Source organism: Ruegeria sp. YTSC192 (genome assembly GCF_059609705.1).
The window spans coordinates 1-20,238 of record NZ_JBXWMG010000014.1 but is presented as its reverse complement, the minus strand read 5'-3'; the positions used below and the strand labels follow the sequence as shown (position 1 = coordinate 20,238).

Annotated in this window: 17 protein-coding genes, 1 tRNA gene and 2 pseudogenes; 9 read left to right on the top strand and 11 right to left on the bottom strand. The window is 54.8% G+C overall.

Annotated elements, in window-relative coordinates:
* Positions 1 to 1,077 precede the first annotated feature (1,077 nt).
* Both AC2FD8_RS17610 and AC2FD8_RS17605 read left to right on the top strand, forming a co-directional pair.
* Positions 1,078 to 1,539 carry a hypothetical protein gene (locus tag AC2FD8_RS17610; RefSeq protein ID WP_496858277.1) on the top strand — a complete coding sequence of 154 codons (462 nt, stop codon included), beginning with the start codon at positions 1,078 to 1,080 and terminating at the stop codon, positions 1,537 to 1,539.
* A gap of 50 nt (positions 1,540 to 1,589) precedes the next feature.
* A pseudogene (locus AC2FD8_RS17605) lies at positions 1,590 to 2,030 on the top strand (arginase family protein); the annotation flags it as partial.
* An 18-nt stretch (positions 2,031 to 2,048) separates the two neighbouring features.
* Here AC2FD8_RS17605 and AC2FD8_RS17600 read toward each other — a convergent pair.
* From AC2FD8_RS17600 to AC2FD8_RS17575, 6 genes are all read right to left on the bottom strand, one after another.
* Positions 2,049 to 3,050 (bottom strand): zinc-dependent alcohol dehydrogenase family protein, encoded by a 1,002-nt coding sequence (locus AC2FD8_RS17600; protein WP_496858275.1) that lies wholly within the window; start codon positions 3,048 to 3,050, stop codon positions 2,049 to 2,051.
* A gap of 16 nt (positions 3,051 to 3,066) precedes the next feature.
* Positions 3,067 to 4,188 carry an S-methyl thiohydantoin desulfurase family protein gene (locus AC2FD8_RS17595; protein ID WP_496858273.1) on the bottom strand — a complete coding sequence of 374 codons (1,122 nt, stop codon included), beginning with the start codon at positions 4,186 to 4,188 and terminating at the stop codon, positions 3,067 to 3,069.
* A gap of 16 nt (positions 4,189 to 4,204) precedes the next feature.
* The gene (locus tag AC2FD8_RS17590) at positions 4,205 to 4,996 is read right to left on the bottom strand and encodes an ABC transporter permease (protein ID WP_496858272.1); all 792 of its coding nucleotides are present in this window, start codon (positions 4,994 to 4,996) and stop codon (positions 4,205 to 4,207) included.
* The gene (locus AC2FD8_RS17585; protein WP_496858270.1) at positions 4,993 to 5,835 is read right to left on the bottom strand and encodes an ABC transporter permease; all 843 of its coding nucleotides are present in this window, start codon (positions 5,833 to 5,835) and stop codon (positions 4,993 to 4,995) included. The genes AC2FD8_RS17590 and AC2FD8_RS17585 overlap by 4 nt, the downstream gene beginning before the upstream one ends.
* Entirely contained in the window at positions 5,832 to 6,881 is a 1,050-nt protein-coding gene (locus AC2FD8_RS17580; RefSeq protein ID WP_496858268.1) for an ABC transporter ATP-binding protein, read from the bottom strand. The genes AC2FD8_RS17585 and AC2FD8_RS17580 overlap by 4 nt, the downstream gene beginning before the upstream one ends.
* 87 nt (positions 6,882 to 6,968) lie before the next feature.
* Positions 6,969 to 8,018, bottom strand: a complete 1,050-nt coding sequence (locus AC2FD8_RS17575) for an ABC transporter substrate-binding protein (protein ID WP_496858266.1) — start codon at positions 8,016 to 8,018, stop codon at positions 6,969 to 6,971.
* Between the two features lie 206 nt (positions 8,019 to 8,224).
* Between AC2FD8_RS17575 and AC2FD8_RS17570 the strand changes: the two genes are divergently transcribed.
* Together AC2FD8_RS17570 and AC2FD8_RS17565 are read left to right on the top strand one after the other, a co-directional pair.
* Entirely contained in the window at positions 8,225 to 9,130 is a 906-nt protein-coding gene (locus AC2FD8_RS17570) for a LysR family transcriptional regulator (protein ID WP_496858264.1), read from the top strand.
* A gap of 111 nt (positions 9,131 to 9,241) precedes the next feature.
* The gene (locus AC2FD8_RS17565) at positions 9,242 to 10,420 is read left to right on the top strand and encodes a M14 family metallopeptidase (RefSeq protein WP_496858262.1); all 1,179 of its coding nucleotides are present in this window, start codon (positions 9,242 to 9,244) and stop codon (positions 10,418 to 10,420) included.
* Between the two features lie 338 nt (positions 10,421 to 10,758).
* Here the strand turns inward: AC2FD8_RS17565 and AC2FD8_RS17560 are convergent, their stop codons facing one another.
* From AC2FD8_RS17560 to AC2FD8_RS17550, 3 genes are all read right to left on the bottom strand, one after another.
* The gene (locus AC2FD8_RS17560) at positions 10,759 to 12,369 is read right to left on the bottom strand and encodes an AAA family ATPase (protein ID WP_496858260.1); all 1,611 of its coding nucleotides are present in this window, start codon (positions 12,367 to 12,369) and stop codon (positions 10,759 to 10,761) included.
* A 143-nt stretch (positions 12,370 to 12,512) separates the two neighbouring features.
* Positions 12,513 to 13,571: an ATP-binding protein gene (locus AC2FD8_RS17555; protein WP_496858258.1), complete on the bottom strand. Its 1,059-nt coding sequence runs from the start codon at positions 13,569 to 13,571 to the stop codon at positions 12,513 to 12,515.
* Positions 13,572 to 13,771: 200 nt separating this feature from the next.
* On the bottom strand, positions 13,772 to 14,026 hold the full coding sequence (locus AC2FD8_RS17550; RefSeq protein ID WP_496858256.1) for a helix-turn-helix domain-containing protein: 255 nt from the start codon (positions 14,024 to 14,026) through the stop codon (positions 13,772 to 13,774).
* Between the two features lie 136 nt (positions 14,027 to 14,162).
* Here AC2FD8_RS17550 and AC2FD8_RS17545 point away from each other — a divergent pair, with 136 nt between their 5' ends.
* From AC2FD8_RS17545 to AC2FD8_RS17525, 5 genes and pseudogenes are all read left to right on the top strand, one after another.
* The gene (locus tag AC2FD8_RS17545; protein WP_496858255.1) at positions 14,163 to 14,660 is read left to right on the top strand and encodes a hypothetical protein; all 498 of its coding nucleotides are present in this window, start codon (positions 14,163 to 14,165) and stop codon (positions 14,658 to 14,660) included.
* Between the two features lie 635 nt (positions 14,661 to 15,295).
* Positions 15,296 to 15,508: a helix-turn-helix domain-containing protein gene (locus AC2FD8_RS17540; RefSeq protein WP_170429661.1), complete on the top strand. Its 213-nt coding sequence runs from the start codon at positions 15,296 to 15,298 to the stop codon at positions 15,506 to 15,508.
* 168 nt (positions 15,509 to 15,676) lie between these two features.
* Positions 15,677 to 17,356, top strand: a complete 1,680-nt coding sequence (locus tag AC2FD8_RS17535) for a tyrosine-type recombinase/integrase (RefSeq protein ID WP_496858253.1) — start codon at positions 15,677 to 15,679, stop codon at positions 17,354 to 17,356.
* 232 nt (positions 17,357 to 17,588) lie between these two features.
* Positions 17,589 to 18,431: a tyrosine-type recombinase/integrase gene (locus tag AC2FD8_RS17530; RefSeq protein ID WP_496874326.1), complete on the top strand. Its 843-nt coding sequence runs from the start codon at positions 17,589 to 17,591 to the stop codon at positions 18,429 to 18,431.
* Between the two features lie 187 nt (positions 18,432 to 18,618).
* Positions 18,619 to 19,638: pseudogene (locus AC2FD8_RS17525) on the top strand (recombinase family protein); the annotation flags it as partial.
* Between the two features lie 54 nt (positions 19,639 to 19,692).
* Here the strand turns inward: AC2FD8_RS17525 and AC2FD8_RS17520 are convergent.
* Both AC2FD8_RS17520 and AC2FD8_RS17515 read right to left on the bottom strand, forming a co-directional pair.
* Complete coding sequence (locus AC2FD8_RS17520) at positions 19,693 to 19,926, bottom strand: hypothetical protein (protein ID WP_496874325.1); 234 nt, start codon at positions 19,924 to 19,926, stop codon at positions 19,693 to 19,695.
* 235 nt (positions 19,927 to 20,161) lie between these two features.
* Positions 20,162 to 20,238, bottom strand: a tRNA-Met gene (locus tag AC2FD8_RS17515).

The window sequence follows — 20,238 nt, the reverse complement described above, 5'->3', positions numbered from 1 at the left end:
CGAAAACCTGTAAAAACCGGCGCTGAATGCGCCGGTTTTTTTTACGTCTAACGACATCTTGGCGGAATAAAGCACTTCGATTTTAGTTTGATCTATATCCAGCAGCCGTAAGCATTGCATCTAGCCCCCCAATTGGCGTCTTCCGGCAAAGGCATCTAAGGCCTTTATTGGCGCTACGCGCCAATACGGAAACTCATATTTGTCTCCCTTCGGCCAAATGACAACTTTGGCGCAGGTGGTAGTGAATGTCTGTGTTCGACACTGCAAGCACTGGATGACCTAAATCTGCTTGGAGACATCAATCAAGCCGCGCAGAGCGTCAGGAAGATCGTGGTCCAATTTGTCTTTGAGTGCCTTTGCGCTAGAAATTCCACTTTTCTTTACTCCCGCCATCTTTTCGTCTCCACCGAACCAAAAACGAGCGCGACGAGAGAGCTCATGGGCCGGAGTTTTCACACATACTCGGCTCTTAGCTATCTAATTGCGTGGAATTGTGCGGGCTGGTTCTGTTGCGGTGCTGCTGCAGGGGTTTCCACATCCCGTTTGCTTCCACAGTGCTTCCAGTGGTGGCGGTGCAAATAGAAACACCGCCCGGGGGCGGCTTGTAAGCTTTTGTTATCTGGCTCTAAATTTGGTTGCGGGAGTAGGATTTGAACCTTCGACCTTCAGGTTATGAGCCTAACGAGGTGAAGACGTTAAGCAATTGATCCAGTGGATCAATTGTAGTCTGAACGGGCTGTTCTGAGATTTTCTGACGCTGGTTGCGGGAGGACGCAACCACCGTTGCCGAACGCAGTTGAAATGTCGGATTTAATGCGCGAAGCGGACATCATATTTTCTACTACTAGAGTTCCGAGTTGCGGGACTCTGCCGACATTGCCCTTCCCGGCGTTTGTTGACGCAGCATTTGCTCGCAAGTGCAGCGCACTCTTCGCTGAGTTGCCGTCGGTGTCGCCAGAGCGGTCATTTAAAACCAGTCTGAAGTAAGAAATTCATACCGCCCCTTCGCCGTAGCCAGAACCGAACATCGCGGAGCGGACTTTGTTGCAGTTCGTGGTTTTGTAATATCGAATTGGCATGAGCCTTCTTCATCTATCCATCAGCGCCGACACACCGGAAGATGTCGCGACCTTTCTCGCGCAAGTCATGGGGGGCGTAGCCATGCCCTTTCCGCCGTTCCCCGACTGCTGGATCGCCTTTGCAGAACAGGATGATGGCACCGCAATCGAAGTATATCCGACAACACTTGTGCTGGCGGCGGGCACAGAACAAATCTCCTGTGAAATCAAGGAGCGTGATGCAAAATCCACCTTTGCTCATGTGGCGGTGTGCGCGACGCTGGACCGCTCGAAGATCGTTTCTCTTGCCGAAGGACGGGGTTGGCTTGCGCGCATTTGCAATCGTGGTCCCTTCGAATGTGTCGAAGTTTGGCTCGAAAATCGACTGCTGGTCGAGCTGCTCGATGCCGAAATGCAGCGCGATTATCGTGAGGGAATGACTGCCGAGAATTGGGCTAAGGTGTTCGGTTTGGCCCGATAGGCACAGGCTCATCAAGTTGGTTCGCCGCTTGAAGCGCCTGCGGCGGCGTCCGGCGTGCTGTCGAAGAAAACCTGCTGGACCCCAAACGGGTGGTTCAAATCGGCATTTGCGGCTCGACCTATGACAGTGAAGACCGCCATTTCGCCGTCGCGGTGGGCATTCGGGTCATCGCAATCGAAGAATTCCACGCACGCGGTGTCGACGATGTCATGTCCGAAGCGCGTGAGATCGTGGGCGAGACGGACACCTATATCTCTTACGATATCGACTTTGTCGACCCGACTTTTGCCCCGGGAACGGGCACACCCGAAATCGGCGGTTCGAACTCATACCAGGCGATACAGGTGGTTCAGGCGCTGGAGGGTGTTCGCATTGTCGGCGCCGACCTTGTCGAAGTCTCGCCGCCCTTTGACCAATCCAGGAACACCGCGTTTCTGGGGGTATCGATCATGTTCGAATTGCTGTGTGTCATGGCGGGCAACGCGCTTTAAGCGTGCTGCCCAGATCCATCATTTGACCCGGATCACCAACTTGCCCTGTCGGGTGTTCGAATTGAACTGATCGTCCATTGCCTGCCGCCAATCGGCCAGGTCATAGACATCACCCACTTGCGGATGCAGCCAGCCATCGGCCAGCCCTTGCTGGACAAACGCCACGCCGCGGGCGCGCAGGTCATCCTTGTTGATGTAGTTGAACACGGAGAACGGCCTCAGGCAGGCGTTTTTCTGGGTCATCTCGATTTCGGGCAGAACCGTTTCGCTCTGATCCATGCCACCATAGAGGAAAATGACCGCATCCTGCCCCAGCGCATCCTTATAGTCCTGCACAATGCGCCCGCCGATCGGATCATAGATCACCCTTGCGCCTTGGCCCGATGACACCCGGTTGATAACCTCTGACATGTCGTCGCTATCCTGCGCGATGACGTGGTCATAGCCCAGATCCAAAAGCGCCTGCCGCTTGGAGCCGGTGCGGCTGGTGGCGATTGTCGTGGCGCCGATCTTGCGGCAAATCTCCATCGCGGCGATAGCGGCGGTGGAACTGCCCGCCGTGATTAGCACGTAGTCATCGGGTTGCACATCTGCGACCTCAATCATGGCTGCATAGGCGGTGAAATAGCTGACCCAGACGGCGCACGCTTCGACGCTTGTGATATTGTCGGGCACATGGGCGCAGTATTTTGCTTCGTACAGTGACACCTCACCGTTGACGCCGTTCTTGCCGTAGATGGCAGGCATGGTCGACACCCGGTCACCCACGGAAAACCCTTCGACCCCTTGTCCAACGGCCAGGACCCGGCCAGCGCATTCGTCACCCACTCGGGCTGGCAGATCGAGCGTGAATGTATATGCACCGGTAAAAAGCTCGAAATCGCCATAGTTCAGCGCAAAGGCATCGACATCGATCAGCAATTCGCCGGGGCCGGGTGTCGGGGTTTCGATCTCTTCCAGATTTAACGCTGAAAGATCGCCGTATTCTTTGAATTCCCTTAATATCAGCGCCTTGGGCATTGTATCGTCCTGTTGCTTACTTGGCGTTTGCGGCGTGTTTCGCGACCGCCGGTTCATAAGGTTGGCTCAATCCCACATATGACGGACCAAAAGCGGCCAACCCCTTTGGGGTGGTAAAGGCCGCAGGCGCGGGCAGGATGATGACCGCCACGTTTTGCCCGGCCTGATAATTGGGGTTGGTGATCGGCAGGCCGGTGTCGCTGTCGATCAGGCAGATCATGTCGGGAATGGTGGTGTGCACCATATCGTTCAACCAGCCGATCAGGTTTTCGTTTTTCAGCCAGATCCGATAGTGATCATCTGTGAATTCCCCTGCACCGGAGATGCGGATATTGCCGACGGTAAAGCCGTCTTCGGTCTTCCAGTCGCAGTCGGATATCGTGCCGCGAAACCCGACAAAACCACCGCCGACCTCGGCAATCACCTGTGCCACGTCCTGCCCGCCCGTGCGGGCCTCGCGCCAGCGATAGCCCATATTCATCGCCATCGAGATCGCACCGGGGATCACGGCGGGCCGAATCTGATGCAGCTCCAGCGCGTGGTCGATGGCGGCGATATCATTGCGGCTGACCATGGCCAACGCCCGCACAACGCTTTCGGCGCGCATGTCGTCCATGACGTTTTCACAGATGATGCTTTCGCCAAATTCGTTGGCCATCACGATGGGTTCCGCAGGTAGCCCGTTGATGTAATAGGTCGAATGGGTGATTTCCGGTACCGCCCGCCCTGCCGGGTCGGCATCAATGATGTAATGGCCGTTGATCGCCGCCGCATAAAAGGAAATCGCAGTGTTCGAGCCACCCAGTTCGCAAGAAATCGTGCCATAGAATTCGCGACCCAGATATTCCTGAAACCGGCGATAGGCGATCAGGATCGAAGGCTCCTGCGCGCGTGGCAGGCGGTCATAGCGCCGCTCTTCCTCTTCTGGCAGGGCCGAGATCGCACCCAGCATGTAGGGTGTGCAGACCAAGGCATCATCTGGCGCCTCGTCCATATCGACCAGAATGAACTCTTTCCCCTTATCCAGTGCGTCGTCGATGAGGCCGAAACCTTCATCCAACTCACCCCCTCCACCGGTGCCCAGGATGGCCGCACCATACAGAATATCTTCGAGGTCCTGACGTGACAGTTTTTTCATTGGTTATCCTTCGCCCTTACCCGCGCTTTGCGCCAAGCAGTTTCAGAAGATCGGTTTTCAAGGAAATCGCGACCAGCACGAAGATCGTCAGCAGGGCAAAACCCATGGCTGCCGACGCCACCACCGGCGTGTAGCCATAGCGCACGTTGTTGAAGATGCGGATCGGCAGGGTTTCGACGGCAAAGCCCGAGACCATATAGGAAATCAGGTATTCATTCACCGAAATGATCGCCACCAGCGCAAATCCGGTGATCGCATAAGGCAGGATCAGCGGGAAGATGACCTTGGCGAATGTCTGCCAGGGGCTTGCCCCCATGGTGCGCGATGCCTCGATCACGTCATCGGACAGCGCGGCAAAGCCGCGTGCGATCACCACCAGCGGAATGGTCACGAAAAAGATCCCGTGCGAGATGATCGTGGCCTCGATCCGACCATAGAACCCCATCTCGGCCCAGAACACGCTGGCCCCCATTGCGATGATGATCGGCGGCAGCATGAAGGGGCCGACGCCCAAAGCAAAGACCAGCTTGCCGAACCCGGATTTCAGCCGCCACAGCACGTAATTTGCGGCCAGTGCGATGCTGACAGCCAACAGCGCAGCAAGGATCGCGATCACGATGGAATTTCGAATTGGGATCAGCCAGTCGCTTTGCGTGACCAGCATTGTGTACCATTCCAGCGACAGGCCGGACGGCGGGAACGAGATGTTCTTGTCCGCGCTCAGCGACACGCCAGCAACGATCACAAAGGGCAGAATCAGCGCGGCCGCGATGAGCCAGATGAACAGACGTTTGGCGATGGTGTTCATGACCGTGCCCCTCTGCGTGACAGCCACAACAGGCCGCCAATGATCAGCATGGTAAAGATCAGCATGATGACCGACAGCGCGGCCCCCAGTGGCATGTTCGAATTGCCTACCGCCTTGTCGGTGATGATCACCGTCATGTTCCAGTCCTGCGGGCGGCCCAACATCGTGGGCATCACGAAGACACCCAGATAATACACAAACATCGTGACCACCGAGGACAGGATGGATGAGGTGAAATTCGGCAAAACCACCTTGTAGAACACTTTCGTCGGTGGGGTGCCCAATGTTCGCGCGGCCTCTTCAATGGCACGGTCGCGTTGTGCGATCTGCGGATAGAACATCAGCCCCACCAGCGAAAATCCCAACGTAATGAGGCCGATCAGCATGGCCCCGAAACTGGGTGACAAAGACCGTGGATCAGACCACAGACCCACCACGCCCAGAAACTTGGGAATGCCCGCGCTTTCCGACAGCAGGATCAGCCAGGCGAAACCAATGATGACCTCGCTAAGGCACATCATCGACAAGAGCAGGATCACCCAGAACAGCTGCCAGCGGCGGGTCATGTCGGCAATGATGAACATCGCCGGAAAGGCCAGCACCACGGTCAGGACCGCGGCCAGAGATGCTGACCAGAGTGAGCGCAGCGATACCGTGTAGTAGAAGTTCGAAAAGAACTTGCCGTAGTTATCCCAGACAAACGAGACCTTAAAAAAACCCAGCGGGTCGCGTTCATAAAAGCTGACGGCGACCATGAAGGCCAGCGGAGCCAGAAAGAACAGGCTCATCATCGCAAGCGGATAGAGCCCGATCAGATGGGGAACGGCACGATGTCTCATGACGGGATCACCCAGGCGTGGTCCAGATCGAAACTGATCATCGCCCGTTCGCCCACGGCGAATTCCGGAGGACGGTCCGAGATCATCGTGTGGATGAACATCCGGTCCCCGATGCTGAGTTCGGTTTCTACCGATGACCCCAGCAGACGCACAAAATTGACGGTGCCCACCAACCCGACCCCGTCTTCGGGCGCTTTGGACAGGCGCAAATACTCCGGGCGGATCGAAACGGTATGCCGTCCGGATAATTCGGCCATCGCACCTGTGGGGCGACCCAGAGAGATCCCATCCAGCATCACATCCTGACCGGGGGTGAAATCAGCCTGGAGCAGGTTGTTGGTGCCCATGAAGTCGGCCACGAATTCGGTTTGCGGACGGGCATAAACTTCGGTCGGGGTGCCGGCCTGTTCGATTCTGCCTTCGTTCAGGATGACGATACGATCCGCAATCGACATCGCCTCTTGTTGGTCATGGGTGACGAAGATCGTGGTCACACCCAGCTTGCGTTGCAGCTTTTTGACCTCGATCTGCAAATGCTCGCGCAACCCTGCATCCAGCGCGCTGAACGGTTCGTCCATCAGGAACAATACCGGTTTGATTGCCAGTGCGCGGGCAATGGCCACACGTTGCTTTTGACCGCCTGACAGTGCATCGGCGGGGCGGTCATACAGTCCCGGCAGGCCGACGGTTTCCAACAGTTCTTCAGCTCGGACGCGACGGGTGGCCTTGTCGATACCGCGAATGTCCAGCCCGTAGGCGATGTTGTCGCCAACATTCAGATGCGGAAACAGTGCAAGACTTTGGAACACCATGCCCACGTCGCGTTTGTGGCAGGGGACAGCAGACCAGTCCTGCTCATCCACGGTCATCTGACCGCTGCTTTTATCCTCAAGCCCTGCAAGGATGCGCAACAGGGTTGTCTTGCCGCAACCGGACCCGCCCAGAAGGCAGATGAACTCGCCCGAGGCGATGTCCAGATTGACATCTTTCAACGCCGAGACGGTGCCATAGGATTTGCCGATGTTTTGAAGAGAGACCTGAGCCATGCAACGCGATCCTTGAAGTAGATGTGGTGGGCCAGAAGAAGTAGGGGTGGTGGGCCAGAACAGGCCCACCCATTGATCTGTCAGCAGTTACTGAGAGATCATTTCCAGATACTTGTCAGACAGCCAATCGCCTTCACGCAGGTGGATGTGGGTCTGGACGCGCACGGGGTTGGAATCCAGACCCGCAGCCTGCAACTCGTCATCGGTCAGACCGGTCAGATCAAGCTTGGCAACAGGTGCGATACCCAGATTGCGCGACATTTCCGCCTGTACTTCGGGACGCGACATGTAGTCGATGAACTTTTGCGCAGCTTCAACCTTGTCGCTGTCACGCGGTACGATCCAATAGGCGTCGCCCAGAATTGCGCCTTCTTCCGGGAAGGTTGAGCGCACCGGGTTGCCATCCCAGGACGATAAGGTGGTCACGTCGTGATAATAAAGGCCGGCGTTAAATTCACCCGCTTCCAGACCCTGCTGAAACTGACCTTCGTCGCGATACCAAAGTTTGACCTGCGGCTTCAGCTCGGCCACCTTCGCGATCACTTTCTCAAGCCCTTCACGCGTTTCCATGATCTCATAGCCGTCAAAGAAGGTAACAGCTGTCGCCTCCAGCAGACCCGAGTTCGGCAACGATACGATACCGATCTTGCCGTCCCAGTCCTTTTCCCATAGATCGCGCCAGCTTGTGGGCGCGTCACCGGCGAAATCAGTATTGGTGACGAAGGTCGTATACCAGGTCAGCGCACCGACAGCGTAGGTATTGCCCTCATCGTCCGCCCGAACAAAGCCATCCCGCAGGTTCTCGATGTTTGGCATCGCGGCACTGTCCAGATTGGCCCATAGGCCGATGGATTGACCGCGCGCCAGCACTTCATCTGCGACCAGTGACAGATCGGCCGGTGCGGTTTTTGCGCGTGCCGCGTTCGTCAACTGCGTCAACCAGGCCTCGTCCACCGGTTGGGCGATGGATTTCACTTCGATGCCGGTTTCTGCGGTGAAACCGGGATAGATGACATCGCGCAGGGTTTCTTCGAAAAAGCCACCCCAGGCGCTAACGGTGATTTCCTCGGCCTGGGCAAAACTGGTGGTGAGGGTCATCGCAGCCGCCACGGCGGATGCGGTCAGGATCGTTTTCATTTTCTCTCTCCCTAGTAGAAACAGGTATAGTGCTCCGTTCGAATTCGACCGGAACAGTCCAGAGAAAATGCGTGCTTGATCGCAAGTAGGCCTAACCGCCCCCTCAATAAAAAGCAATACCCACGTTCTCGGTGTAGGAACTTGACGCTTGCGAAGCGGCTAAAACCCTATAATTTCAGCCTTGTGCTAGGGAAAGAGAGGCGCCAATGCGGTTATCCGACATCGACCTGCGTCTGCTACGCGTTTTCAAATCAGTCGCTGAAGCAGGGGGAATCGTCAGGGCGCAGCCCATACTTGGCATCAACCAACCTACGATCAGTTCTCACATCGCCAACCTTGAACGCCGCCTGAACGTACGGCTGTGCAATCGCGGCCCAAAAGGATTTTCCCTTACAGATGCAGGCAGCGAGGTTCTGGACGAAACCAACAGGCTGCTGGCCTACATGGATCGCTACACCCAGCGCCTGAACGAGATCGGTGAGACCAGCACGCAGGTCATTCGGGTGGGAGTCATTGATTGCCTTGTCACAGACCCTGCCTGCCCGGTCCATCGGGCAATTCGCCAGACGCAAACGCAGCTCAGTTCGGCGCGCGTTCGGCTAGGCATCTACGACTACCTGGACTGTCTGACCGAGCTGCGTGCCGGACGATTGGATATTGTCATTCTTGGCCTTGAAGAAAGGTTGGCAGAGGATCTGGATGCCGATCATCTTTATGATGAAGTCAGCGGGCTGTACTGTGCCGCGGATCACCCCTGCGCACAGGCCAATGATCTTCAAGAGATTGAAAAGGCGCTGAAAAAATCGCGCGTTTCCGCGCAAAGCTTTGTGCTTGATCCTCTTGGTGGTGCGCTGGATATGCGCCTGATGGATGAAGAGGCAGAAGTGTCGCAAAGCCATATCGAAAGCACCGCACATCTTGTTCTGGCCGGGTCACATGTTGGGCTGATGCCGCATCATTATGCAGCCCATTGGGTTGCGCAGGGCGACATGGTGTCGATCGCTCCTGATACGTATCGCGTGGTCTCGGAGATTCAGGCTGTGCGCCTTCAGGACAAGCCGCTGAAACCTGCCGTCGCCGCATTCAGGGATGCATTGCTAGCAGCGCGTTAGGCAAGCATTGATCCGAGCCGATGCTTTCATTGGGTGATCGGGATACTCTTGGTCGACGTTTCCATTTAGACAGGCCTTGCTTTGATCGACTTTGGGAACATTCCCGAAAAAATGCGTGCTGAACTCAATACCTCGTCCCCGTACAGTTCATTGTTGTGCGGAGGGTCGACTGGCCTCTGGATTGACGACAATTTCGATGGCGGCAACATCATTGTTGATGATGCTTCCGACCGGAAAGCCATTAAACTTCGCATCCGGCCCGATACGGGTTCGGATCACATGCAATGGTTCCACTTTCGTGCCATCGCCACAGGCAATGATCCTATACGGTTCGAAATCACCAACGCTTCTGACAGCAGTTTTCCCGAAGCGTGGCCCGGTTGCACACTGGTTGTCTCATCTGACCGGGAAAACTGGCGTCGGATCGACACACGATACCAGAACGGGTCCTTGCTGTTTGAAATCCATCCCGACGGTCCTGTAACCTGGGTTGCACTGCACCGCCCGTATTCATACGAACGTCATCAGGATCTGATTGCACGCGCGCTTTCCCATTCGGCATTCTCGCTCGCCGCCATTGGCGCGTCATATCAGGGTCGCCCAGTCGAAGTGCTTTGCGTTGGCAGCACGGATGTGCAGGCCAAACCCATCTGGATCATCGCCCGCCAACACCCAGCCGAAACCATGGCAGAGTGGTTCATGGAAGGGGTCATTGATGCGCTGATTGCCGGATCCGCCAAAAACGATGCACTGCTCACCACCTGTCGTCTGTATTTGGTCCCCAACGCCAACCCTGATGGCTCAATTCTCGGCAATCTGCGCTGTAACGCCGCCGGGGTAGACCTGAACCGGGCCTGGGGCTCAACCGACCCGGAAACTGCGCCCGAGGTCGCATTTGTTCTGAGGCAAATGCAGCACACCGGGGTCGATCTGTTTCTGGACATTCACGGGGACGAAGACACTGCATTCCCTTTCGCCGCAGGTTGTGAAGGTGTACCGGCCATGACTCCGGAAATTCTGGACCGGGACCGCGCCTTCCGTGCAGCCCTTGCACGTCGTACGGATGATTTCTCAATCCAGAACGGCTACGAGCCAGACGCACCTGGCACAGCCGATCTGAAGATCGCAGCAAACAAGGTGGCACAAGAATTCGGATGCACCTCGCTGACGTTGGAACTGCCCTTCCTTGACCACAAGGCCAAACCCGATCCTCGCGAGGGCTGGAACGCTAAACGAAGCAAGGCACTTGGTAACGCAACCATCGCGGCACTTACTGACGTCGATCTCTAGCTCGCCGCCAGCAAAGGCAAGAGAAACGAAAAACTTGACCAACTAGCGGATTTTCGACGTTATTTCTGCGTTCTATGAGTTCAGTCTTACTCCATTGATGCACTCACAACGAATGGCCGTTTTCCGCGGCGCATGGCGACACTGAGAAAGATGCGGTCGCAGCGATTTTCGTGCTGCGTGCGCGCGCAGCACAAAATAACATTGACCGAGTCGGGCTCGTAGTCGACCTTCGCTGCCTCCAGTGTCTATGACTGGAAGCAGCCCATGCCTGACATTTAAATCTAGACTTTGCAGATTCCAGGGTACGCACAAAACTGATTCTGCTCGGTTATTGCCGGTTAATACCCGTACTTGTCTTTTCGGTCTCGGAATGCTTGTTCGCCACCTTCCATGGTTTCAGTGATTTTGTCGCAAACGGCACTTGTATCGATGGCTCCTTGGCAGACAACTGCACGCTTTGCATCCTCAGTGACATCGAGCCCGGCTACTAGTTCGGACGATCCGTTTACAACGATGTTCGCATTGTGACTTGCGAAAATGATTTGGCGGCGTTGTTTGGCATCATGGAGTTTAGTCGCAAGATCAGAGACGATTTTGTTGTCTAGATCACCTTCTGGCTGGTCCACTAGAAGAGGGCCGCCAGGCTGCTCTAGTAGCATAAAGAGCAGCGCCGCTGCGCGTTGACCTTCGGATGCCTTTTCAAATGAGATTTTCCGCTCACCATCCCGATAGTGCAGCGAAATGTCTGGTCTGGGCACTGCTGAAGCAATTGCTTCAACCCGTTGCAAATCAATCAATTCTATTGTTTGGGTCAAAATGCGATCAGTAGCGCCCGCAGCTTGTCGGAGCGTTTCTAGCGACGGTTGCTCTCCGCTATCCAACTGAGAAATCACTTTCGTGCGCAGTGCAGCGAGTGCGTCAGCCCGTAGAGCGTCAAGAGCCTCCCAAACGCCTCTTTCTTCGAGCAGTTCTTCGGTACACTGCCTCCGCTTAGCCTCTGAAGATCCTGACTTAGCGGTTAAAGTGGAAAGGGCATCATGTATTTCCGACCAGTTACTGTCGCGATTTAGCGTCGCCTCAATGCGTTCGCTGGATAGGGCTTCGATCTTATCCGCCCATTCCTTCGTTTTGTCGCCTCGCAGGGTAATGGCCGATTTTAAAGCAACCGTATGAGCTTGGTAGGAAGAGAAAGCATCATCCACAGAGATAGGGTTGACCTCCAGTTCACCAAGTTGGTTCGATACTTCTTTCAGTTCCGACTGCAAATTGGAAATCTGGCCAGTAACTGATTTATGCTCTGTCAATTTAGACATCACCGCGTCACGGGCTTCTTTTGCCTGTTCGAGAGATTCCGTCAGGTTGTCACCCGCCTCGTTAAGCGCGTCGCGCTCCTTACCCAACTTCACACCAAGTGCTTCAATATCTTTTGCAAAGGCAGCGTTAAAGGCAGCATATGCCGTTTGCAATTCTTGGCCTTCTGGGAAGTCAGAAACCAAGTCAACTGGTGCACGGGACGTATGCCAAAGCTGCGTGACTTCCTCCACTACGGTAGCCACCTGGGTCGTCGCTTTTACGCGCTTCGCGTCCAGTGCAACAAGGCCTTCGTAACGCGCGACAGTTTGTTGGTTGGCCTCGGAAAGCGCCGGAAGTGTTCTTTGCAACGCTCCTATGCGAAGTTCAAGTGCGGCTTTGCTCTTTGAGAGTTTGTTTATCTTAGCTTGTTGGTTCCATGCCATCGCAAGTTTTTGAACAGTTTGACGAACCAGAAGTTGGGCTGCCTCGATGTCTGATGAAAGACGCTCATCTTCTCTTTTGAATTCCGGGTCAACAAATTGCAACAAATCCGACAGTTCCGCCCGTTTACCAGCTTGTTTCCCGATCTCAGACAACTCCCCTTGACTATAGACCACAGAAGAAAACTGGTCGCGCAGTTCTTTTGTTGTAAGCATCTGCTTGCTGCTGTCTGGGTACATTAGTTCAGGCTGGTAGCTGTTCCCCCCGCCTCGGCGGACAACGAAGGGTGCGCCGTCCTGAAGAACCTCGAGTTCGAGCGTGGCTCCCTTAGATGTCAAAGTTTCTAAGACGAGATCTTTCAGTCTGTTTGCACCTGAGTAGTCCTTTTTTCAATATCATAACAGCTCTTTCCAAGACCAAACGCGATGTACTCTAAAAGTGTGCTCTTGCCGCTTCCACGTCCTCCAATAAATGAATTTAGTTCTGGGCTTAGGTTAGTTTGGCCGTCAGACAAGATTGCTGACCCGTCGATCTTGACGGATCGAACACTTAACTTCGCTACGTTTGGAGCGGTGATAGCAATTCTAGACCGATATCCTAAGAATGCCTGCCTAATAGCTTCAGCAGTCGGCTCGCCTAGCTTGATCCAGCAACCGTTAGTTCCGAGTTTCGAAAGGTCAGATGACCGACTGTCGGATGTCGGAAGAGGATAGATGAACCTGTCGCTCCACTTCTCTTCTTTGCCAGACAACCTACGTTTGTTTTTGCCTTTAATGTTGTCTTGGTTTTGGCCGCTGTCGAGATACCCGCCTATATATGTCATTGCCTTAAAATCTGCATGGCCACCCTCTACCAAGCAAGAATGGCGGCCCCCTTGTGATACATTTGGCAGAACAATGTAGCGCCCCTTTAGTTCCGGAGTACTATCTAGGCGGGCCGCAATCTTTGGGTACGAATACTCGAGCTGTGTCACAGGCGGCCCTTGCTTTGCCGTCTCATTCAAGCTCGTTATTGAAATCCCCAATTTAGTTTGCGCATCACGAAGCCATTCACCGGAAAGGTCGGCATCAAAGAGGATCAAACACTGCACGCCGTTTCGGCAGGTAAGTTCCATTCCTGGGAAAAGCCAAAGGTTGAAACTAGTATCGCGTCCTTTGCGTTGTGCTATTTCTTGTTTGACGTATGAGAACATCACCATCTCATGGTGATCAGTGATGGCGATTGCTTCCAAACCACGTGCAACGCAGCGGTCAACGAACATTCGCGCCCAGTCTAGGCGCATAGTATCCACTTGCTCTTGCGTTGCAGGTCCGCTCTCAGTTTCGTCTCCTAGCCCGACAGGTCGCTCGCCCTGCCAATTAGGGTCGCGAGGCGTGTGCAGCTGAAAATCACATTTTTTCCATGACGCAAAACTCATCTGCAAATTTCCTAACCTTTAAAATCTCTTCATGAGGACTATGACTTCTAAGTACAATTGTTGAATGTCTCCTTCAACGGACGGCACAACGAAATCCAGAATACAAAGGGGCTACCGCTTTGGCTCGTTCACCAAAAATTACAAAGTCCGATTTCTGCGCAAACCGCATCTAAGCGACATGTCAGCCAGCGGTTGTCTTGTCACCGTAAACTGACAGGAGCCATGTCAGAAACTGTCGAGGTGATTGCCGACACATCAGCTTTCAGAGCCTTCAGTATGACAATCGTTTCCACGATGTCCAAACGACGCTCCGCCAATTCATATTTGCCCACGTAAGACGGAGGCTTGCCCAACAGTTTGGCCAAACCGGCTTGCGATAGCCCGGCTTCCTGCCTGAGCCTGACGAGTTCGCTCAGCAGGAATTGATAGGCCTCTGTTCTTACGGCACCTGCCACTGCTCATGACCTTTAACGTGTAGACACAAGCAGCTACCCCTGTTATGGGGTTAACCCCAAATTGGGAGTGATCACTGCCTGCTACACCCATGATTATTCGCAGTTTTTTTGTAATTTTGCACGAACGGAGACTGATATGACCTTTGACCCGCGCGCACCCAAACCGCCCTTCGATATTGTGCCACGCAAGCGAACCCCACCGGTGGACAAGCCTCAACTCTACGGGCGGTTTTTTGTAGATTTGACCAATTGTCAAAAGCTACGCGATGACATCCGAGATCGCGCTGCGTACCTGCACTGTGTTGGTCACCTGCCGTCACATTTGCGACCACGGGCGAACCAAATCTTGCTTCAGATATCAGAGTATTTCCGTCGCCCCACCAGCTTGGATGGTCGATTAGGTGAACGTCGGTTGAAGGACGACGCAATCCGCGATTTGAAGATCAATGACCACGACATGGTTAGAGAAGTCCGCGAACGCGTAAGCCAAGGCTACCGCATCCAGCACAGTCGCGGCCTTGGAACACGGTGCGGATTCAGCAAGGTTTATATGTTCAAAAACTACCCAGACCATATGATCGCTGAGAAGATCACGGTCACCTTATCCGGCGCGGTCAAGCGAGGTTGGGATTGATCTTGTTACCACTTGCGCTGAAGAGATCGGGTGCCGGGTAGACACATATCGGCGTTAGCCGACTGGAGTGGCCTCGTCGCGTGTCAGAGAGAGGAGGTATCCGGGCACTCACCCGGCACCCTTGCGCTTGAGACTATCACGTCCGGATAACCACCCAAAGTCAAAACAGATAAAATTTAAATAATTTCATTGAGTTAAACATGTAGAAGTCAAGCCTGATCTCAGTATTGGTAACCGTGAGGTAACCACGCCGTGCGTCCTTGGCAGGCAAGCAACTGCCCTTACGCTTCTAGGACATTCAACTTACCAGCCGTGATGGCTGGGCCGCCAATATTGGGATTGGAGAGAACGGCTCTACGTTCTCGACGCACTCGATGGCAATGATCCTGATCTCTTTTGAGGTCAGTGTTTTGTCGTCTGGACTGCACTCCTAAGCCAGAACACCGCGATTATTGTCTCGAGCGGTTCCTTAAAAAGGAACGTATCGATGACGTGTTCGTCTTCTGCTCCCACGGGCAACCTGCCCAAACTCGAGATCCCTGAACCTCTGGTCAGCCTTGTTCGCCTTTTGGCGCGCGAGGCTGCGCGGTCCAATTTTGCAACCCGTTGCAACGGCAAAGGCCCGGAGGTGGATCATGGTTGATCTGCCGATCACAGAGGATGCCGCCTATCTCAGTGTGCGCGATGTCGCCGCGCTGTTCCGCATCAGTACCAAGACCGTTCGCCGCTGGATCAAATCCGGTGATCTGCCTGCAACCCGGCTGGGTCGCGATTGGCGTGTTGCCCGCAGTGATTTGCATGCCCTTGCCAAGCAACGCGGCAATCAGGCAGCGGCCCATGTTCTCTAAAGCTTTCATAAAAATCGGTTTTTTCGGCGTTCGGGAAAACGGGGTCATGGATTTCGGATATAAATTCACGCCCTTGGTTTCCCGAATGTCCACAAGAGCGCCGCCGTGGGTCTGCATGTCCTCAAATGTCCCCTTTTGCACCCAATCTCAAAACTGAAGAGGTTTATCATGACACATCACCAAGAGATCCAACTACCAACAACGCTGGCCGAGGTTCTGGACGTTTTGACGTCCAATCCAGACCCCGACAAGAAACGCCAACAGTCCAAGCTGTCCGCGATCTCGCGCATCAGTACATACATGAACCGTCCTCCGTCGGACATTCCGACAGACATCCCGCAACTGCGCAAACTGCTGGCAACGTTGCATCCCGCCGCCTGCGGGGTGAAGCCCAACACCCTCAGCACCACCAAAAGCGATCTAGCAAGCGCGTTGCGTGCAGTCGGGGTGTTGCAGGATTTTGAAGCCAAATCTGAACTGACCCCGGAGTGGGACACGTTTCTGACGACTGTGCAATCCACCCATCAGGTTTGGGGTTTGATGCGTTTTGTACGATATTGCAGTGCCCGGTCGATTTCGCCCAAGGACATTAGTAGCGAAGTGGTTCAGGCGTTTCAGACGGTCCTCGACGCTGCGCTGCTGAAGAGTGAACCGGCCAAGTACATTCAGTCCATGATCGATACATGGAACCACGTGATTGACAAACACGGTCTCGATCTACCCCGGCTGGACCGCTTGTCGTCGGACCGCTATGTGGCCCGCCCGCTGACGGACTACCCGGAAAGCCTGCAAGCAGAGATCAAAGCCTATATCGACCGCTTGGCGCAACGTGATCTGTTCAGCGATGACGGGCCCGACAAACCGCTGCGTCAGACCAGTCTACGCAACACCGAAGCCCATCTGCGGCAGATGCTGGACGCGCTGGTGTCTGCCGGGCAGAGCCCGGAACACTTCGTTAGCCTGTCGGAACTGGTCACGGTGCCTAATCTCAAAACGGCCTTCCGGACGATCATCGACCGGCGCGGAACCGACGGTCTGCCGTCTGGGCTGAGTAATGTTGCAGCAACTCGTATCGCCATTGCACGGCACCACCTGAACGCACCGGAAGACGCCATCAAGGCGCTCAAAGACATTCACAAGAAAGTTGCAGCGACCCCTCGTGGTATGAGCAACAAGAATGCGGAACGCCTCGCCCAGTTCAATGATTGGGAGAACGTGGCCTTGTTGTTGAGCCTGCCGGACACGCTGATGGCACGGGCGGATGACAAACCGACCCGCCGTGACAGCGCATTGGCGGCGATGCATGCGGCGGCACTGACGATCCTCCTGAGCTGTCCCATGCGCGTCAAAAACCTCGCGAACCTTGATTTGGACAAGCATTTGATCCCTGCCCGCTCGGGGACACACACCTATTATTCTATCCGTATCGAAGGGATCGAGGTTAAGAATGGGGAGCCGATTGAGGTCAAACTGAACACCCGCAGTTCCAAACTTCTGCACCGCTATATCATGCAATTCCGTCCGCAGGTGTCGCAAGCGGGTGGGCGCGCTCTGTTCCCACGCAGCAGCGATGGAAAGCCTCGTGCGCCCAGCAACTTTGGTGGTGAACTCACCCAGCGGGTCTATCGAGAGACCGGCCTAAAGGTTAACCCGCATCTGTTCCGGCACATCGCAGCCAAGCTGTACCTTGAAGAACGCCCCGGTGACTTCGAGACCGTCCGCCGCCTGCTCAAACATAAACGGCTTCAGACGACGATGGATTTTTATGCCTCGCTTAGCAACCAGTGGGCGCATGATCACTACGACGAGGTGGTACTTTCGAAGATCCGGGGGACGTCCAATGACTAATCCCATTCCGCTTGTTCTTCTTTATCAAAACTGGCCCCAGGCGGACAAAACCGCCTGGGAGGCCCTGTTCGCGGAAGGTGACATTTTTGACGGCACAGGCCCTTGTGCGAGTTGGTCTAAAGGCAGCCGCACGAAGCGGCGCCAGAGCTATGGATACTGGCTGTCGTGGGTCACGCGTCATCAGCCTGCCCTTTTGGATCAATCCCCGACGGATCGCATTACCAAAGATGCCGTGCGTGGATTTCTGGAAGAAGCTGAGGCGCGTGTGAACGCAATGACTCTCAAGAACATGATCTGCGATCACTATGTAATTGCAAAGGCTATGCACCCGGCAGGAAATTGGGACTGGTTGAACAAACTGTCCAACCGCCTGATACATTTGGCGGACCGGAAAAGCCTGCCGAAGCCAATCGCCCTCTCAGCGGCAGACATTCTTAACAAAAGTTTGCAGCGGCTCGAAGACGTGGAGAATGATCCGTCTCTCACTGACACCAAGCGTGCAATTCACTTTCGCGCGGGTTTGATGATCGCCTTTCTGATCTCGCGGCCCGTACGTCGTCGCACGTTGCTGGCGCTGACAACGGACCAGCATCTGCGCAATAACGCCGAAGGGTTCGAGGTTCACCTTTCGGCGGAAGACACCAAAGACAAAAAAGCGCGGTGGTTTCCTCTGCCCAAGTTTCTGGCGGAACCGATGAAGTCTTATTTGGATGTCCATCGCCCGATCCTGCTCGGACCCAAGACATCCAACGCGCTGTGGATCAGCCAATATGGAGACCCGATTACCCCCGATGGCCTGTCGCGTGAGTTTCCCAAAGTAGTTAAACGTCTGCTTGGAGTAGAATTGCGCACACACAAGTTTCGGCACATTGCAGCGACCACAATCGCCGAGAAAGACCCGGAACATGTCAACATCATCCGGGATATTCTCGGGCACGCCACGATGGACATGTCTCAGAAACACTACAATCGTGCCACTGGTCTGTCGGCCTGTGACGATTATCAGTCTCTCCTGCAGGCAAAGATGAAGACCTTGGGCGGCAAACGGTCGGCCATCGCGCCCAAACGGCGCTAGTGGGTTCGGTCAAATAACTATGATCGGTGCATTTTTTATTGCAACGGGTTGCAATCGAAAGTGGAAGACACAGCCCAATCCATGCCTATAATGGGTTGGGCCAACTCGTTTCTCAGTCCAAAAGGCCCAACACATGCGCGCCGCCATCTACGCCCGTTACTCCACCGATCTTCAAAGTGATGCCTCCATTGAGGACCAGCATCGGCTCTGCCTCCGTCTGATCAATGGCAATGGCTGGCAGGAAGCGGAGACCTATTCCGACCGGGGGCTCAGCGGAGCATCACATCTGCGTCCCGGCTACCAGAGACTGTTGGACGATGCGCGCCACAACCAGTTCGATGTTGTTGTGGCCGAAGGTCTCGACCGGATCAGCCGGGATCAGGAACATATCGCGGCCTTCTTCAAGCAGATGCGGTTTCAGGGCATCCCGATTGTTACTGTGGCTGAAGGAGAGATTTCCGAACTCCATATCGGTCTCAAGGGGACCATGAGCAGCCTTTTCCTGAAAGACCTGGCTCAAAAGACCCATCGCGGACTTGAGGGACGTGTGCGCAAAGGTAAATCAGCCGGTGGTATCACATACGGCTATGATGTCGTGCGCAACTTCACTCCAGATGGTCAGATGTCCACTGGCGAAAGGATCATCAATGAAGAGGAAGCCGCCATTGTTCGCCGCGTATTTGAGGATTACGCGAATGGTAGCAGCCCTCGCGCCATTGCAGGAGCGTTGAACAATGAGGGTGTTTCTGGCCCTCGGAGTGCAGGCTGGGGCGCGTCCACAATCTACGGGAACTGGCGTCGGGGCACCGGCTTACTCAATAACGAACTCTACATTGGTCGCCTCGTCTGGAACCGCCAACGCTTTGTGAAGGACCCAAACACCGGTAAGCGACAAGCGCGACCAAACCCTCCCGAAGAATGGGTCATTGAAGAAGTACCTGATCTTCGCATTGTCTCGGACAACCTGTGGTCCCAAGTCAAAGACCGTCAAACAGCCACCCGCAGTGCTGTCATCAGCAGCGGCGTCAACCGCCCAGAACGCGCACACCGCGCCAAACATCTGTTTTCAAGGCTCTTGAAGTGTGGTGAGTGCGGCGGGGGCTACACCATTGTTGGCAAATCCCATTTTGGTTGCGCCAACTCTCGCAACAAAGGCACTTGCGACAACCGGCTGACCATAAAGCGGGAAGATTTGGAGACCCGTGTGCTCACGGGTCTCAAGGACCAACTGCTGCATCCGGACCTCATCTCCGAGTTTGTGTCAGCGTACCAAACAGAGTTCAATCGTCTGACTGTCGAGATTTCCAAGAGCAAAACCAAAACCGAACAACAACTGGCCAAGACCACCAAGCAAATCAAAAAGATCGTTGATGCTATCGCGGAAGGTATGTTCCATCCCAGTTTGAAGGCGAAGATGGACGAACTCGAAGCCCGCAAGGAAGAGTTGGAAGCAGAACTGTCCGCTTCGTCTCATGAGCGACCCGTTCTTTTGCATCCCGGTCTCGCTGGCATCTATAAAGAAAAGGTGGAGGACTTGAGCGGTGCGTTGAACAACCCCGCAACGAAGACTGAAGCGACATCCATCATTCGAGGATTGTTATCCGAGATTCGACTGCTGCCCAATGACGGACAGCTTACCATAGAACTCGTTGGGGATTTGGCCGGTCTTTTGGCGCTTGGCACAAAGCAGAACGCCCGCAGCGTTGGTGCTACGGGCGGTTCTATGACGCTGGTTGCGGGAGTAGGATTTGAACCTACGACCTTCAGGTTATGAGCCTGACGAGCTACCGGGCTGCTCCATCCCGCG